Source organism: Myxococcus faecalis (genome assembly GCF_050039385.1).
Lineage (GTDB): Bacteria > Myxococcota > Myxococcia > Myxococcales > Myxococcaceae > Myxococcus > Myxococcus fulvus.
On sequence record NZ_CP144336.1, the window covers coordinates 5576582 to 5593150 of the forward strand.

Annotated in this window: 12 protein-coding genes; 2 read left to right on the forward strand and 10 right to left on the reverse strand. The window is 71.0% G+C overall.

The window, feature by feature from the left end; translation table 11 throughout:
* Positions 1-386: 386 nt before the first annotated feature.
* The 8 genes from VZQ01_RS22390 to VZQ01_RS22425 form a co-directional block, all read right to left on the reverse strand.
* Positions 387-1565, reverse strand: coding sequence for an alkaline phosphatase PhoX (locus tag VZQ01_RS22390; protein ID WP_426744393.1), 1179 nt, complete (start codon positions 1563-1565; stop codon positions 387-389).
* 127 nt (positions 1566-1692) lie between these two features.
* A complete protein-coding gene (locus VZQ01_RS22395) occupies positions 1693-3609 on the reverse strand; it encodes a beta-propeller domain-containing protein (protein WP_426744395.1) in 1917 nt (638 codons plus the stop codon).
* A 116-nt stretch (positions 3610-3725) separates the two neighbouring features.
* Positions 3726-4220: an endonuclease V gene (locus VZQ01_RS22400; protein ID WP_426744397.1), complete on the reverse strand. Its 495-nt coding sequence runs from the start codon at positions 4218-4220 to the stop codon at positions 3726-3728.
* 71 nt (positions 4221-4291) lie between these two features.
* Positions 4292-5575 (reverse strand): DUF1444 family protein, encoded by a 1284-nt coding sequence (locus VZQ01_RS22405; protein WP_426744399.1) that lies wholly within the window; start codon positions 5573-5575, stop codon positions 4292-4294.
* Between the two features lie 12 nt (positions 5576-5587).
* Positions 5588-6313, reverse strand: a complete 726-nt coding sequence (locus VZQ01_RS22410; RefSeq protein ID WP_426744401.1) for a c-type cytochrome — start codon at positions 6311-6313, stop codon at positions 5588-5590.
* Complete coding sequence (locus tag VZQ01_RS22415; RefSeq protein WP_223783896.1) at positions 6310-7563, reverse strand: YncE family protein; 1254 nt, start codon at positions 7561-7563, stop codon at positions 6310-6312. The genes VZQ01_RS22410 and VZQ01_RS22415 overlap by 4 nt, the downstream gene beginning before the upstream one ends.
* Entirely contained in the window at positions 7560-8186 is a 627-nt protein-coding gene (locus VZQ01_RS22420) for a hypothetical protein (protein WP_408888802.1), read from the reverse strand. The genes VZQ01_RS22415 and VZQ01_RS22420 overlap by 4 nt, the downstream gene beginning before the upstream one ends.
* On the reverse strand, positions 8183-9547 hold the full coding sequence (locus VZQ01_RS22425; protein WP_223783898.1) for a WD40/YVTN/BNR-like repeat-containing protein: 1365 nt from the start codon (positions 9545-9547) through the stop codon (positions 8183-8185). Before VZQ01_RS22425 ends, VZQ01_RS22420 begins: the two co-directional genes overlap by 4 nt.
* A gap of 240 nt (positions 9548-9787) precedes the next feature.
* Between VZQ01_RS22425 and VZQ01_RS22430 the strand changes: the two genes are divergently transcribed.
* Complete coding sequence (locus VZQ01_RS22430; RefSeq protein ID WP_408888803.1) at positions 9788-11005, forward strand: cyclic nucleotide-binding domain-containing protein; 1218 nt, start codon at positions 9788-9790, stop codon at positions 11003-11005.
* 27 nt (positions 11006-11032) lie between these two features.
* Positions 11033-12211: a cyclic nucleotide-binding domain-containing protein gene (locus tag VZQ01_RS22435; RefSeq protein WP_426744404.1), complete on the forward strand. Its 1179-nt coding sequence runs from the start codon at positions 11033-11035 to the stop codon at positions 12209-12211.
* Positions 12212-12315: 104 nt separating this feature from the next.
* On the opposite strand, the gene VZQ01_RS22440 is transcribed toward VZQ01_RS22435, so the two are convergent.
* Both VZQ01_RS22440 and VZQ01_RS22445 read right to left on the reverse strand, forming a co-directional pair.
* Positions 12316-13509, reverse strand: a complete 1194-nt coding sequence (locus tag VZQ01_RS22440; protein WP_248545451.1) for an OmpP1/FadL family transporter — start codon at positions 13507-13509, stop codon at positions 12316-12318.
* Positions 13510-13542: 33 nt separating this feature from the next.
* A complete protein-coding gene (locus tag VZQ01_RS22445) occupies positions 13543-16431 on the reverse strand; it encodes a hypothetical protein (protein ID WP_408888805.1) in 2889 nt (962 codons plus the stop codon).
* Between the last annotated feature and the right edge of the window lie 138 nt (positions 16432-16569).

The window sequence follows — 16569 nt, forward strand, 5'->3', positions numbered from 1 at the left end:
GCCGGCTCGACATCGAGGCCGTCTTGGAGCGGGGGAAGGCGGCGTCCGTCGTGCGGTCTCGCAGCGGGCGGCGACGCCGGCTCGACTTCATGACCTCGTTTCAGAGGCAGCGGGCTTTGCTGTTCGTCGACCACGCGGGCGGCACGGTGCGCGGCCCGGTCGGATGACGCGGTTGGCGTCAGCGGCTCGCTGTCCGTTCGTGGTGCTCGCGGCCCACGGGCGGGGCGGGTGCTGGCGCGTGGAAGGGACTCCTCGCGCGCGGGCCCGGCCGGGTCGAACAGTCCGAGCTGTGAGGGGGGCGGGGCTCCCATCGCCCTGAAAAGGTATGCCCGAGAGGGGGGAGGTTTCCAGCGGGATGCTCGTCCAGCTGGTCGCCATGCGACAGGCTATGCGGGACGCGTCCTGAACGGACCCGACACCTCGTACGTCACGCCGCGCCCATCCGTGCCGCGCTGCGAGCTGAGGTAGAGCCGCTTGCCATCGGGGCTGAAGGCCGCGCCCGCCAGCTCCGAACCGGGGTGCCCCACCACTTGGAGGAATGGCGTCACCTTCCGGTCCGGCGTGAGCAGGCACAGCTGCATGTCATCGCCGTCCTCGCAGACGAACACCTCGCGGGCCTTGGACAGGGTGAGGTTGTCCACGCCTCGCAGCGGCGCGCTCGGGTACGTCGCCGCGTCGTAGAGCACCTCGAGCCGGTGGGTCAGCGGCGTGTACGCCCAGACGCGGTTGTCGTGCTTCGTCGTGAAGTACACGATGCCGCCTTCACTCCAGCAGCCCTCGCCGCCGGCGAACACCGTCGTCTCCTTCGCGTTGGCCTGCTGCGCGGCGGACGTCAGCGGCGAGACGGGCACCCAGCGCACCCGCGCGCCCGAGCGTGCATCGCTGATGACCTGCGCGGCCTCCAGCGTGCCCTCCTCGAGCGATGGCCACTTCGCCGACGTGAAGCGATAGAAGCGCCCGGTGGGCGTGTCCTCCGTGAGGTACAGGCGCCGGCCCAGCTCATCCACGGCCGCGGCCTCGTGCACGAAGGCGCCCAGCATGGGCCTCGCCACACCCTGTCCCGGCTTCGTCGGGTCGCACTCCCAGACGAGCCCCTGGCGGTGCTCCTCGCACGACAGCCACGTCCCCCAGGGCGTGGGGCCGCCCGCGCAGTTGAGGTGGGTGCCCGAGAGGATGCGCCACGCGCCCGTGACCTGCCCCTTCGCGTCGAAGCGCACCGAGGACACGCCACCATCCGGGGACACCTCGCTGTTGCTCGCGTAGATCCACCCGCCATCCGGCTGGGCGAAGCAGGCCCCGCCGTCCGGTGCCATGTGCCACACGTAGTCCGTTCCCGGCACCATGTCGCCGCTGCGCGCGATGACTCGGGAGGTGAAGCCACGCGGCAGGCGAAGCCCGTTCGCGTCCGCGACGTCCGCCAGGGCGCCATATGGGCCGATGCCCGGCGTGGGCGGCGCGGCGTACACGTTGCGCCAGAAGCCCAGGCTGCCGAGGGCCAACGTGCCGCCCCCCAGGGCGCCGAATCGCAGGAAGTGACGACGGTGCATGCCCCTGTTGTCGCCCATGTCCTCCGCGAGGGGAAGCGTCACGGAGTGGCGGACGTCGGTGAGGCGACCGTGACGCTCCCGGCGTGCAGGCAGGCACCTCGTCGGCCTGCTGCCTTCGTGTGCGGACCCACGTTCCCGGGCGGCCTCAGCGCCCCGGCTGCAGGTAGCTCACGCGAGACGACTCCTCGACGGCGCTCTCGGTGACGCGGGCCTCGACGAGCTCATAGCCCATCAACGCGAAGACGCGGTCCCGGTAGAAGATGGGGCGCGCGTTGCCGTACCAGTCCGTGCACGACCTGGTGCACCCGTCATCACGAGCCTCCGTGGACGCCTCCAGCGCGCCCAGGCTCGACAATCGCAATCCCGCGCCCACCCGCAGGAAGGACACCTCCGCGGAGCCGTATCTCAAGTGACTCCACGAGCCCCCCTGCATCCGCACGGGCAAGCCCATGACGCCGCCCCCCGTCCCATCCGGCTTGAAGAAGAACCCGTGACTGCGTGTCTCGCCCTGGGTCGCTCCGGGGCGCGAGAGCGAGTCACTCCTCACGGGCCCACCTTCCGTGAGCGCCAGCGTGCTCAACCTCAACCCGAACAAGTCCTGCCCCACCACGAGCGCGCCCGTGCTCCCCAGCGGCTCCAGCCGCGTCACCGAGTGCTCCAGCGCCAACCGATGCACGTCCGAGGGCACGCGCACGTCCGTCACCCACACCGCGTGCTCACCTCGACTCGAACCCTGATTCGTCGCATCGCCCGAACCCCACAGCACATGGTCCCCCACGAAGCGATTGCGCAGCGTGCCCGTCACCGGTCCCGGCAGCACCGTGAGGTGCTCCGCGCGCAGCCCGTGCAGCTCCGCGTCGAACGCCGCCACCGGCGCACGCAGGAGCGCGAAGCGTCCATCGCCCCGCGTCAGCTCCGGCCCCCACATCGAATCGCCCTGGCCCGTGGCCACGAGCAACGCATCCAGGTGCCCGTCTTCATTCTGCCGGAACGAGAACTGGTCGATGGGTGCCCCTCGCGCGCGAAGCGCCCCGGGCTCCCCCCCGTCCAACGGCAACCGATACACCACCGAGTCCGGAGTCGTGCTCCGCGCTCCGCCCTCCACCGTCCACCACTCGAACCCCGGAGACACCCACAGGTACACGGCGTCCCGCGACACGTAGAAGGTCCGCGAGACGGGCGCCATCAACGCGCTGGCCGTGCACGTGAACTCCGCCGCGTCCAGGTCACAACGCACCACCGTGTGCAGCATCGGCTGCAACGTGGTCTGCACCGGCTTGAACACCTCCAGTCGCGAGAGGATGGGGCGCCAGGCCGTCGTCTCGTTGCCGCGCACCCACGCGCGCGTGGACGGCAGCGACACCGTGCCGCCCGACAGGGGATGATAGGGCAGGTAGAACACCAACGTGCCGCCCACCAACCGGCTCGTGTAGTTGCGGCTGGAGTAGTAGTCGCTCGAGCTGAGGAAGTGCGTGGCCTCGTGGGTCAACCCGCCCGCGTCGTCCAGGCGGAACAGGCCCAGCTCGGTCGCGTTCACCGATGCGCTGTAGCCCACGACGACGATGCGCCGTCCGTACACCAGCATCTCGTCGTACCAGGTGCCTCGGGTGAAGCCCGGCGCGTGCGCGTCCACCTGCGTCACCGGCTCCAGCACGCCCTCCCCCTGGCGCACCGTGAAGAGCCGTCCCCGCCGCAGCACCACGAACCAGTCCCCCACCGCCTTGACGATGTCGCCCTCGTCGACGCCGGCCTCCTGGTTGTGGGTGATGGAGGGCTCCGACTCGTCGGGTGTCTGCGGGGACGGCTCTCCGTCCGCGTGCTCACCGCCGCAGCCGATGACGGGGCCGCCCCCCGTGGCCAGACTCGAGCGGATCGCCTCCACCCGCGCCAGGTGCGCGTCGAGCTCCGCCTCCGAGCTGAAGCGCTCCAGCCGCGTGAAGGTGATGGACTCCACCTCCGCGCGCGTGAGGGCGCGAGGCTCCGGGGGACACGCCGAGATGACGAGGGCGAGGAGCAACCCCGTCACCAGATGATGACTCCGAGGACGACGCGATGGGCGCATGGGGCCGCCCATCCAGCAAGGCCCATACCAGGGGTGGGGCCCTCGGTCTCAGAGCGACAGTGACACGTGGGGGACACGGCGCGGGCGCAGGGGCGCGACGCGCGTGTCAGGGGCGCTCACGACTCGCGGCACAGCCGGTCCACGCGGCCCAGCAGGGTGGGTATGCGCGAGGCGCCGTGCATGCGCTGGATGGACTCGGCGGCGGCGGTGGTGCTCAGGCCCACCGCGCTGACGAACAGCGGGCGCTGGCTCTGGCCGCGCAGCACCGGCAGGGCGACGTCGCTGGAGTGGAAGGACGTCTTGGCCACGCCGATGACGGGGACGGCGCGCCCCAGCGCCTCATGCAGGTGGGCTCCCAGCCCCGGCTTGTCCTGGCCGAGCCAGACGTAGCCGTCGACGACGATGGCCTCCAGCGGCTGGGTCACCAGGGCGAGCACGCGCAAGAGGTGGGGCAGCTCCCGGCGGTAGAACTGGCCGGGCTCGTACTCCGCCGCGCGAGGCCCGCGGTCCACGTGGTGCCCGGCCTCCACACCGTCCACCCAATCGCGAAACAAGACGCACGCGGCCACGGTGAGGTCTTCGCGGTAGTCCACGTCCACGCAGGCGAGCATCTCGTCATCTCCTTGGTGTGAAACGGCGCGCCGCGGACGCACGGGCCGGAGGCCGGCTGACCTCGCTCGACTCAGGGGTCGACGATGCTGCCGGGGTCGACCTTCGCGGCGCGCAGCTTCTCGAGCACGGCGTCGTCCGGCCATGACAGCGTCCGGTGTCGCGGAGGCCACGCCCCGGGCACGGGCGTCAGGCAGTGGCCCGCCAACCGGAGCACCTCGGCGAAGGGCACCATGCACAGCTCGTCCGAGCCCTCCTGGGCCGCCTCGACGATGACCACGTCCGTCTCCGGCAGCATCGAGTCCACCTCGCGGGCCCAGCTGCACCAGGAGATGGGCCGGCTGTCCCGCTCGCGCACGATGACGCTGAAGCTGGGGACGAACACGTCCAGCTCGCTCGACTGGTGCTGGGCCTCGAGCAGCGCCTTCTGCTCGCCGTACTCGACCATGGCGAAGCGCACGTGGTTGCCGCGGATGCGCTGCGCGAGCGCGTCGTCACCCGGGCGCCGGTACGGCACCACGCGGCCCGCGTCATCCACCGTGTAGAGCGCGAAGGAGATGCCGCGCGAGCTCGCCTCGTGCTCCCGCTCGGCCACGTCGCACAATCGCTCCAGCATGACCGGGTCCTGGTCCCCGGTGATGAGCATCATGGAGCGCGTGGGGATGGCCGCCACGGGGCGCCCCTTCACCTTGCCCGCGAAGGACGCGAGGAAGCCCGGCAGGAGCAGCCGCGACGCTTCGTAGGTGTCGTTCGAGTCCACCGACCACAGCGGACTGGGGCGCTCCTCCTGCAGCTCCACGCCCACGTCGCGCAGGGTGTCCAGGTGCGCGTACGCGGCCTGGAAGGCCTCGTCCACGCTGACGCCCCACTGCTCCAGCAGGTCGGGCTGCACGTACATGCTCGTCTCCGGCAGGTCGACCACCAAGAGCTCGCGCAGGAAGGGGATGGTGCGCCGCTCCACCATGAAGCTGGAGGCGTGCGCGCCCGTCGGCATCTGGCCGCCGAACGAGGCCGCGCGCGGCACGGGCAGCAGCCGCTCGCGAGCCTCCTCCCAGGTGAGCGAGCTGCCACTCGGGCTGGAGATGGCGCTGATGAAGCGCTCGATGATGCGCGTGCGCTCCTCGGGAGAGACCTCGCGCGTCTCCGCGAAGAGGTTCTCCAGGTACGTGCGCATCTCCTTGCCGTGGTACAGGAAGCTCAACCCGTACTCGCCCGGCAGGCGCGTCACCTGCGACACGGCGGGGTCGGCGTTCAACACCGACTCCGTCTCGCGCAGCAGGTACTCCCGAGGGTCCACCGCCGCCTGCGTGTCCTCGACCTTCTTCCCGAACCCGAACAGCTTCTTGAAGAAACCCATGCGGGTTTCCTACTACAGCCCCAGGTACGTCAGCAGCGCTCCCATGTCCGCATCGGAGAGGGCCTCCAGGCTGTAGGCGGGCATGTTGCCGCCGATGTGGAAGAACTGGCCGTGTCTCACCTTCTCGATGACGACGAGCGAGTGGGGGATACCCGGGAAGAGCTCGTCGTAATCCCGCGTCACCTCCGGCAGGATGGAGGCCAGCTCCGTCAGGCGCCCCGCGCCTGTATGGAGTTCACCGTGGCATTCCTGGCAGGCCGCGCGATACACGGTTTGTCCGCGCTCCATGCTGCCGCGAGGCACCTCGACGATGTCCTTCACCACGGTGTAGGGCAGGGCGGGCGCCTGGGCATCCGGGCTGATGCTCACCAGGTACTCGTACAGCGCGCGGCTCTGGGGCGAGTCCACCGGCAGCGGCTGCACGCCGCGCATGAAGCTGACGTAGCAGAAGTTCACCGCGTCCAGCAGGTTCGTCTCGTAGCCGCCCCACCAGTCCGGACGCGACACCACGTTGTGCAGCGTGTAGCCGGAGTCCATGCGGCCATCGAGCGGCGTGGGCGTCGTCGCGTGACAGGTGGCGCAGGAGAAGGCGTTGAACTGGCTCTCCGACAGGCGCGCGTCGCGGAACAAGAGCTCGCCGTACTCCGCCGCGGTGGGCGGCTCGGCCTCGTCACCACACGCGGAGGCGAACAGCGCGAGCGCCACGCAGGGCCACAGCTTCCAGGACGCGCGGCTCATCGTCGACCTCCGAGGATGCTCACCGAGTCCGGGAAGATGCCCACGCGCACGGTATTCACCACCGCGCCATCGGCCAGGTTCACCGCGTGCAGCGTGCCGGGGCCCACGTGGTCGCCCTCGCAGACGACGAGCGCGTGGCTGCCATCCGGCGTCAGCGTCGCTTGATGCGCGTTGAGACAGCCCTCGGGCGCCAGGTCGATTTCGCGTTGGATGTTGCCTGTGGCCGCGTCGATGACGAGCAGCGCCTCCACGCCCTGGTACGGCACGTAGAGCGTCTTCCCGTCCTGGCTGAAGTCCCCGAACATGGGCGCGCCCGCGAGGCGAATCGTGCGCGCGGCGTTCATCGTGTTCGTCGCGGACTCCAGCACCTGCAGCTCGCGGCTCGCCATGGAGCTGACCCAGACGTCGCCCGTGGTGGGTGACATCGTCAGCGCGTAGGGCTGGTGCCGGGGGGCGATGGCGGTGCCCGCGCCGGGGGCCACCTTCACGCGCCGGGGCTTCTCGGTGAGCGCGGTGAGGTCGACGATGGCCACCTCGTCGGACCAGCAGGCGATGTACGCGGTGCGCTCGTCCGGGGACAGGCGGATGGCGTGCGGCGCCGGGCACACCTCAAGCATGGCCTTCCGGGTCATCGTCTCCGCGTCGATGATGGCCAGCCGCGCGTGCATCTCCTCCTCGGTGCCGCCGCGCCGCGCCACCTCGACAATCTTCAGCGTGTCGAAGTGCGACTGGTACAGCGTCTTGCCGTCCTTGCTGACGATGACGTCGCCGGGGTTGGGGTCCACGCGCACCGCGCCGACCCGCCGGTTGTCGCGCGCGTCCAGCTTCAGGCAGTAGCCGTCATCCGAGCCCGTGCCGTGCGCGCCGTGGGGACCCGAGCCGCCGCCCGGCACGTAGTTGGAGATGCCCACGTAATAGAAGGCGCCATCCGGTGACACCGCCGTGTGGTGGGGGCCCTCCAGCTCCACCGGGTTGAGCCCCACCGGCACGCGCGCCAGCTCCCGCCAGCCCGGCGTGGTGGCGCCATCCAGTTCCAACAGACTCACGGTGTCATCCAGGCTGTTGGTCACCAGGACGCGTCCGCCCGGACCGGGAGGGGGCACGGTGCTGCCCTCGGTCCACGGCGTCTCGTGCTCGTACTGAAGGCCGTCCGGGGGCTTCACGCCGTCGAAGGGACTCTTCTCCTCGGAGCAGGCGCCGAGCAGCAGTCCCAGCGCGGGCACCCACGCGCGCGCGAGTCGTCGCGTCATGGCGCCTCCGGCTCGATGCGGAAGGTGACGGGCTGGGCCAGGAGGTACGGCCCTTCCTGGATGCGGTTCTGGAGCAGGTACGCGCTCGTCACCTGCACGGACAGGTCCTTGCCGGCGTTGGCCTTGAGCGTGTCCCACGTCGCGGCGTCGAGCTGCCAGGACAGGTTCGAGGTGAGCATCTCCACCGGACACTCGCGCCCGGGCACCGTCACCTGCACCCAGTAGATGTCCCCGGTGAAGGGCGGCAGGTGCGCGTGCGCGGTGGGCAGCAGCCACTGTCCCACCGTCGCCAGCATCGTGCGCGCGGTGTCGAAGGCGCCCGCGGGCCTGGAGCGGGGCAGCGCCTGGGCGAGCGACGAGTCCCACGTCCACGTCGGCGCCGCCGCGTCGAAGGCATAGCGCGTGTTGCTCTGGGGCGAGGACAGCGCCGTGGCCTCCGCGTCCGCCTTCGCCAGACTCCGTGCGTCCACGAGCGCTCGCCAGGCCTCGTCCGTGGCGTCTCCTCCGTAGAGCGGCTCGCCACACTGGGAGCCGGTGGGCTCGTCGTCACCGCAGGCGGAGGTCAGGGCCAGCAGGGCGGCCGCGGAGGTGGTCCAGAGGAGGCTTCGCGAGAGGGGCTTCATGGGAGGGGACCTGTCGTGGAGTGCACACGCCGCCGACCACGGCGCAGCAGGGTGAAGAGGGACAGCAACATCAGCAGCGGCGCCATGTTCCCACCCATCGCCCCGCAGCCTCCCGACCCCTTGGGACCAGGCGGGGGTTCAGGAGTGGAGCCTGCATCGGGGGTTCCCGCGTCGGGCGCTCCCGCGTCGGGCGTGCCCGCGTCCTCGGGTGTCGGCTCCTCGACGCCGCCATCCGGATACAGCGGCGCGCCGAGCTGCTCGGCCAGCTGGGGCCAGCGGCTGGGGCAGAGGTCCCGCACCGGCGTGCCACGCGGACAGTGGTGCGTGCCCTGGATTTCGTAGAGGCCGAACAGGTGCTCCCACGTGCTGCCCTGGTCGGTGCTGCGCGCGAGCGCCCAGTCGTGCAGCCACGTGGAGCCGCAGCCGTAGAGCGTGTCGCCCTGGCGCAGCACGCACGCGTTGCCCGTGGGCAGCGTCAGCATGTCCAGCGGGCCCGTGGAGGGGCCGCGGAAGAAGTGGTTGAGCGTGCCGACCCACGTCGTCTTGCCGTCGGCGGACAGCTCCATGTTGATGAAGACGTCCTGGATTTCGGAGACGTTGACGAACGTCTCGCCGCCGTCGTCGCTGCGCAGCATGAAGGTGGAGCCCTGCGACGACACGCGCGCCCACACGATGTCCGCCGACACCGGGTCCGCCGCCTCCACCATCAAGTCGTAAGGCAACAAGAGCGGCGCCAGCGTGTGCACCACCTCGCGCCACGTCTCTCCCGCGTCGTCGCTGCGCAGCAGGAGCATCCGGCCCTCCTCCTTGCCCGTCGCGTACAGGCGCTGGGGGTTCGCCGGGGACACGCGCACCGCGTTGAGCACCAGGCCCTGGCGCAGCAGGGGAGACGGGGCCCACGTCTCGCCGCCGTCCTGGGAGCGGTACAGGCCATTGGGCCTGCCGTGCCGCGAGGTGACGACGTACAGCACGCGGTCATCGGTGGGGTGCGCCGCGAGGCCGGAGACCCAGGTGTCCTTGAAGTAGGGGTGCGTGTTCCACGAGCAGCCGCCGTCGGGGGAGCGCAGCAGCGCGCTGCCCGTGGCCGCCATGATGTCGCCGGCCTCACGCCACAGGTAGGCCGTGGGGTTCCAGCCGCCGTAGCCCATCGCGTCCGGGCATATCCACCGGAAGGTCTTGCCGGCGTCGCGCGAAATCACCGCGCCGAACGTCGCGCCCAGGAAGAAGTCCTCCGGGTGGCCTCGGCGGAGGGTGACGTTGGACGTCTCGGGCAGGCCCGCGTGGGCGCTCGCCGTCGTCCCGGCGCACACGGCCAGCAGGCAGAGGACCTGGCTCCAACGGTGGGGGTGCTGATGCGACATGACGGGGCTCCCGGGATGGTGACGGCCCATCCCGGACCTTAACGATTGGGCCTCCCACATATAGCGGAGGGTTTCGTGCGGACGGGTGCGGCGCTTTGCCACCCCACCCCACGTGGCGATGGTGTGGGCGGAAGGTTTTGCAGCCACCACTTCACGGGTGCGGGTGACCCGTGGGGGACTCGCCTCGTGGCGGCCGGTCTGGTACGCACGACGCAGACTTGTGGCAGGGGGGAGCACGACATGGCGGGGGCCGCGGAGAGGTCCGACCTCATTCCCGAGGAGGGCGCCCGGGGGCGACGTCTGCCCATGGGTGGCCCTGCACGTTCGGTGTGGGAGGCGGTGATGCAGGGAGCGGTGGACGTGGCGGTGCGGGCCTACGAGGACCTGTCCCCCGGGCAGCGCGAGCGCGTGCTGGTGGACTCCGCGAACGTGCCCGCACAGGCGCGCACGGCGCTGGTGGACGTGCTGCGGCGGGCCCGGGACTTCGCGGGCGCGGCGCGGCTCCTGGAGGCCCAGGGCGCGGACGCCGAGGCCGCGACGCTGCATGAGCAGGCGGGCTCGTTGCTGATGGCGGCGGAGGCGTGGCTTCGCGCGGGAGAGCCCGCGAGAGCGGCGGCGGCCTTCGAGCGCGGCGGCGCGCTGGAGCGGGCGCTGGAGCTGTACCGCTCCCTGGAGGCGCGCGAGTCCATGGCGCACTGCCTGACGCGGCTGCAGCGTCCCCTGGAGGCCGCGGAGGTGTACCACGCGCTGGGCTACGCGCACGCGGAGCTGGAGGCGCTGCGCGGCGTGCCGTCCGAGCACCCCCGCCGACGCGAGGCGGTGCTGCGCATGTGCGCGCTGCTCGACGAGCAGGGGGAGTCCATGCGCGCGCTGGTGCTGCTGGCGGATGCGCGGCAGGAGTCCGCGGCCGCGCGCGAGGACGAGGTGCTCAAGGCCGAGCACCTGCGGCTGCTCCGGCACCTGGGCTTGAGTGATGGCTCGCCCGCGTCCGGGGAGTCCTCGTCGCCGGTGGCCGAGCGGCCGGGCGCGACGCCCGACGGGTACGAGTACCTCAAGGCGATTCCCATCTTCGGGGAGCTGGCGCTGGAGGACCTCAAGGACCTCTACCGCGTGGCGCGGCAGGTGGTCATCCCCGAGGACACCACGGTGCTGGAGAAGGGCGCGCGGGGCACGGGGCTCCTGGTGCTGCTGGAGGGCACGGTGGAGGTGTCGAGCGGTCCGGGGCCGGAGGCCCGGCGGCTCAACACGCTGGGGCCCGGCGCGTGGCTGGGGGAAATCTCCCTCATCCTGGATGGGCCCACGTCCGCGCACGTGCGCTCCAGCTCCACGGTGAGGGCCCTGCGTGTGACGCGCGCGGACTTCCAGCACTACCTGGCCACCCACGAGGCGGCGGCCCTGCGCATCTACCGGCTGTTCACCCACAACCTGGCGGAGCGGGTGCGGGTGCTCAGCACGTAGGACGCGCGGGGACGGTAGGATGGCGGGATGGCGGACACGCGTGTCGAGGGGAGGGCGCGGGCGGTCCAGCTCGCCCGGCAGGGCCAGCTGGAGGCGGCGCTCGCCGAGTACCAGGCGCTCTTGAAGCACGCCCCCGACGACGCGGAGGTGCGCCAGCAGGTGGCGGAGCTGCTCGAGTGGCTCGGCCGTACGAGCGACGCCGCGGCCGCGCACGAGGCCGCCGCGCTGGCCTGGGCCAAGGCGTTGCAACCCCTGCGCGCGGTGGCCGCGTGCGTGGCCCTGGGGCGCCTGGGTGCGCCGGCCTCCGTGAGGGCGCGCACCCAGGCGGCGCTGGCCGAGCGCTTCGCGCTGTGCTCGGAGGCGTGTGAGGACGGCGTCTCGGGGCTCTTCTCCCGGCTGGGCCGCGAGGACTTCGTCGCGCTGGTGGACGTGCTCCAGGCGCGCGCCTTCTTCCCCGGCCAGCCGGTGGTGCAAGAGGGCGAGGCGGGCGCGTCCATGTTCGTGCTGGTGGAGGGCCGCGCGGACGTCGCGCGCGCGCTGGAGAACGGGGAGCGCGCCGTGGTGGGCGCGGTGGCGCCCGGGGACGTCTTCGGCGAGCTGGCGCTGGTGTCCGAGGGTCTGCGGCTGGCGAGCGTCGTCGTCACCGAGCGCGCGGTGCTGCTGGAGCTGACGCGGGAGGCGCTCTCGTCCGTGTCCGCGCGCCAGCCGCGCGTGGCGCGGGTGGTGGAGGACTTCTACCGGCGCAGGCTGGTGGACAACCTCTTGCGCAGCAACCCGCTGCTCAGCCGGCTGACGCCCGCGCAGAAGGCCGCGCTCAGCCTGGACTTCAGCCTGCGCCCCATCGCCGAGGGCGAGGTGCTGCTGACACAGGGGCAGCCGGGTGACGCCTTCTACGTGCTCCTGCGTGGACGGTGCACGCCGTGGCTGCTTCATCCGGATGGCCGACGGGTGGCGCTGGCGGAGCTGCACGAGGGGGACGTGTTCGGCGAAATCTCCCTGCTGCTCGACAAGCCGGTGTCCGCGACGGTGCGCGCGGAGGGCGTGGGCGTGGTGCTGCGGCTGCCTCGCGCCGCGTTCGAGAAGCACCTGCTCAGCCAGCCGGGCCTGAAGGGACAGCTGATGCGCATGGGCACCGAGCGGCTGCAGCGCTCCGCGCGCGTGCTGGCGTCGGGCCGCGTGCTGCACGACGGTGACCTGCGCGTCTGAGGCGCGAGCCCTGAAACGACGACGCCCGGGCTCCCCATGCGGGAGACCCGGGCGTGTCGCGACGCGGCCAGCCCGGCGGAGCGGACCGGCGCGGCGTCAGCCGACTACATGGAGTAGCCGAGCGTCAGGCCGAACACGTGCGCGGAGCCGTTGTAGACGCCGGACATGCCCGGGGCCGAGCTCTCCTTGTCGGAGAGGCTGACGAACTGGTACGCGAAGTCCGCGCGCAGCCCGTTCCAGTTGTAGCCGAGGCCACCGGACACGCCGAAGCGGTTCGCGTCCGGCAGGTCCGGCGTCAGCGTGCTGCCCGGGCTGGGGGCCGGGTCGTAGATGAGGCCGGCGCGGACCTGGAAGGCCTGCGTCACGCCGTACTCGGCGCCCAGGTGGTAGTTCCACTTCGCGCGCCACTGCTTGGGCAGCGGGTTGTTGATGGCCGGGTTGTCCGGGAACTCGATGGCGAGCTCCTGGAACGAGGACCAGTCCACCCAGTTCGCGTCGAAGGCGATCTTGAGATTTTCCAGCGGCGTGACGGCGATGCCCGCGGCGATGGTGGCCGGCAGCGTGACGTCACCCTGCACGCGCGTGTCCGGCAGGCGCGTCTGGAACTCCACCGGCACGTTCTGGAAGTCCGCCTGGCCCTTGAACGACAGGTCCGCGGCGCTGCGGTAGTGCAGGCCGAACGTCACCAGCTTGGGCCACAGCACGGCCTGGACGCCGATGTTGTAGCCCCAGCCCCAGTCGCTGCCGCCCAGGTGCACCTGGCCCTCGGACTCGACGAAGCCCAGGGCGCGCTTGAGCTCCAGGGTGGAGCGGTAGATGTTGATGCCGCCGCCCACGCGGAAGCGCTCGTGGAGCTGGTACGCCGCCGTCGGGTTGATGTTGTAGACGGACAGCGCGGACTCCTGGGCGCGGAAGCGGCCCACGAACCCATCCTCCCAGCGGCTGCGCGCGCCGAAGGGCGTGTAGATGCCCAGACCCACCGCGGCCCGGTCGAACGGCTTGTAGACCAGGAACAGGTGCGGCGGAGGCGACAGGGTCGTCTTCTGACCCTGCTCGGTGCCGTTGTCGGGCGTGAACTTGATGGCCGGCAGGATGCCGGTGTCACCAATCTGCACGTCCAGCTTGTTCACACCGAGGATGTTCGCGGCGTTCGAGTAGATGGCCGACGAGTCGTCCAGCCACGCGGCCGCCGCGTTGCCCATGCCCGAGGAGCGGGCGCTCTGGGTGTTGATCTGAAAGCCGGCCGCCTGGGAGCTACCCGCGGCCAGGAGCGCGACGAGGGACAGTGTCTTCTTCATGTGAGTCATTCCCCTATTTCCTGTCCGTCAGGACTACTCGTTCGCCGTGCCCGTGTTGAGGAACTGGATGACCTGGGCCTGGGCCGTGTCACGCACGCTCCGGAGGAACGCGTTGCCCGGGTCCTGCGCGTTGATGATGAGCAGGAACGCGTGGCGGGCGGACGTGGGCAGCGGGTCGATCTGCGCCATGTAGCTCTGCACCGTGCGCGTCGCGCCCGTGCGGTTGGCGGACGCGATGAGGCCCTGCGTCACCGGGTTCGGAATCACCTCGTCACCCTGGATGTACTGGATGAACGCCTCGCGGCCCTCGGGGGCCTTGTCGAAGTTCTCCAGGTACCAGCCGTAGTTGCGCGGCGCGGCCGGGTCCAGGATGGTGCGCGCCAGGACGATGAACTCGTCGAAGCCGGGGGTGCCGGAGACGCGGCCCACGGACTCGAGGAAGGACAGGAAGCCCTCGCGGCGCGCGGCGAACGTCGGGTTGGTGGACGTCAGCAGCGTGTCCACCAGGTCGCCGCCCGGGACGTTGAGGGCGACGCGGCGCATGCGCTCGTTGACGGACGCGGACAGGGTGCCCTGGAAGCCGCCCAGGCTCTGGCCCACGTAGTCCACCGTGGTGGCGTTGATGTAGTTGCCCTCGGACATCTGGTTGAGCATGCCGCGCAGGCCGTCGCTCGCCAGCACGCGCGTGAACTGGGAGATGTCCAGCACGTGGTGACGGAAGTTGTCGCGCGTGGCGAACAGGTTGGTGAGGTTGAGGAAGTTCCAGCTGGAGACGACCGGGGGGCTGCCCGCGGAGGCGCGGCGGAAGTCGCCACCCTCGCACTTGCCGGTGTTGAGGCACACTCCCTGGCCGGCCGCGGCGCACGTGGCGTCACCGCCACCCACCGGGTTGCAGGCGATGGCCGTGTCCGGCGCGACGCAGCGGCCGAAGGTGGCGCTGCCCGGCGTCACGTCGCAGGTGCCGGTGGAGCAGGCCATGTCGGGCGTGGTGATGGGGCCCGTGCCGGAGGCGGCGGTGATGCCCGCGCAGCTGGTGCGCTCGCCGTGGAACACGGTGTCGATGGCGGCGACCGCGTAGCCGGCCTCGTTGAGCTTGTTGGTGATGGCCAGCGCGTCGGTGCGGTTGCCGCCCAGGCCGTGGCCGAAGACCACCGTCTTGTAGCCGCCCGCGGGAGCGGGCGTGGCCGGCAGGATGAGCAGGAACGGGATGTGGTCCAGGTGCTGGGGACGCGCGGGGTTGAGCGCGCCGTTCACGTCATCCAGGAGGAAGGGCGACAGGAACGTGCCCGCGAGCGCGCGGCCCACGTGCTGGTGCTCCAGGCTGAGCGCCTCCATGGCGCCGATGATGTTGGCCGTCTGGTCCACCAGCGACACCGGGGAGTCCGGCAGCGGCGAGGCGGGCACCTTGTGCAGCGAGTCCAGCACGGTGTGCGTGCTCTGGGTGGTGAAGGCCCACGCCAGCAGGATGTCCTTGCGCGCGATGCCGTTGGCGGCCAGCGCGTCGAACAGGGGCTTCATGGCGGCGCGAGCGGGCTCCACCGCGGCGGCGGTGGCGTCCGGCACGGCCGAAATCTGGCTCTTGCCGTCCACGAACAGCGGCGAGGCGAGCTTCATCAGGGCCTGGGCCGCGGGGACCGCGACGGCGCGGGCCTTGGCGCCCTCGGCGGCCTGCTCCTTCACGCCGCGCAGCACCACCACGGCGTACTGGCTGGCGGGGTCGAGCGGAATCTCGGGGATGATCTGCAGCTGCTGGGGCGCGGGGTCCGCGGCCGAGCCGTCCCGCTTGGAGCTGGACGCGCAGTTGATGCAGACCTTGACCTTGGGCTGGCTGCCGCCCGGGGTCAGCTTGACGAACAGCACCTGCTTGCCCAGCGCGACGGTGGCCGGGTCGACCTTGAGGTCCGCCTCGATGATGCCGCGGGTGGGGCCGTTCTCGGAGATGATGGGGGCCGTGGTGGACCAGCCATCCAGGGTGTTCAGGCCCTTGATGAGGTCCTGCACCGTGCCCGTGCCCGGGGGGACCGGCAGGTTCAGGCGCGCGGGGGCGGTGGCCGTGCGCGGCACGCGCAGGAGGTCGTTGGGGAAGGGGATGATGCTGTTCGTGGGGTCGAACGTCATCTCCGGCTGGTTCATGATGCTGAACGTCCAGGCCAGCACCAGGTCGTTGCGGTCCAGGCCGTTCTGCGCGGACACCAGGTCCAGCAGGGGCGCGTAGCCGCGGCGCATCTGCTCCAGGCGCTTGGCGCTGTTGAGCTGGTCCGCCAGGCGCGCGGCGGGGTCACGCTCCGAGGACGGGATGAGCTCGGTGGCCAGCGTGCAGTTGTCGGAGGCCAGGTTGTTGTCGGGACAGTTGACCAGCGGCAGCGTGGAGCTGGCGAGCGACCAGGTGGCGGTGCCGATGATGGACTTGCCGTCCTTGGTCTTCACGCCCTTGTCGCCGCCCACGATGACGACGGCGTACTTGCCGCCCTTGGGCCAGCCCTGGGGCTGCGGCGGGATGACGGTGATCTGGTTCGTCGCCTCGCGGTAGCCGATGGTCGGCGTCACCGGGCCGGTGACGGCCGCGGACAGGTTGATGAACTTGACCGTCGACGCGTTCACCGTCTCCGGGTTCAGGTTCTTCACCACCGTGGTGGCGATGGCCGTCGTCGGGAAGCCGTTGAGCGTGTTGAGGTAGTCCCGCGTGAACTCCTGCTCCGCGGCGGGCGTGTTCGGGTTGGCCGGAGCGTTGACGATGGGGTCGCCATTGGCATCCACCCCCATGGCCAGGTCATTCGGAGAGGGGACGACGGCAGGCGACGCGGAGGGGTCGAACTCCGCGACCTGGACGTCGGCCGGGTCGACCGCCGGGTCCTGCGCGATCTCTGGATCACACGCTACCGTGCCCAGGGCCAGAGCCCCGAGGAACAACGCCTTTTTCATGGATACAACCCCCTCCGAGTCCAGGATTGGACTGCAGGACTAGGTGACAGTCGCGTGGCGTACCACGTAAGTGGGTTGGCCGAAAGCGATGGGACTTGACGCGTCGTGTCAGTCATGCACGACCGTATGCCCGGGTGG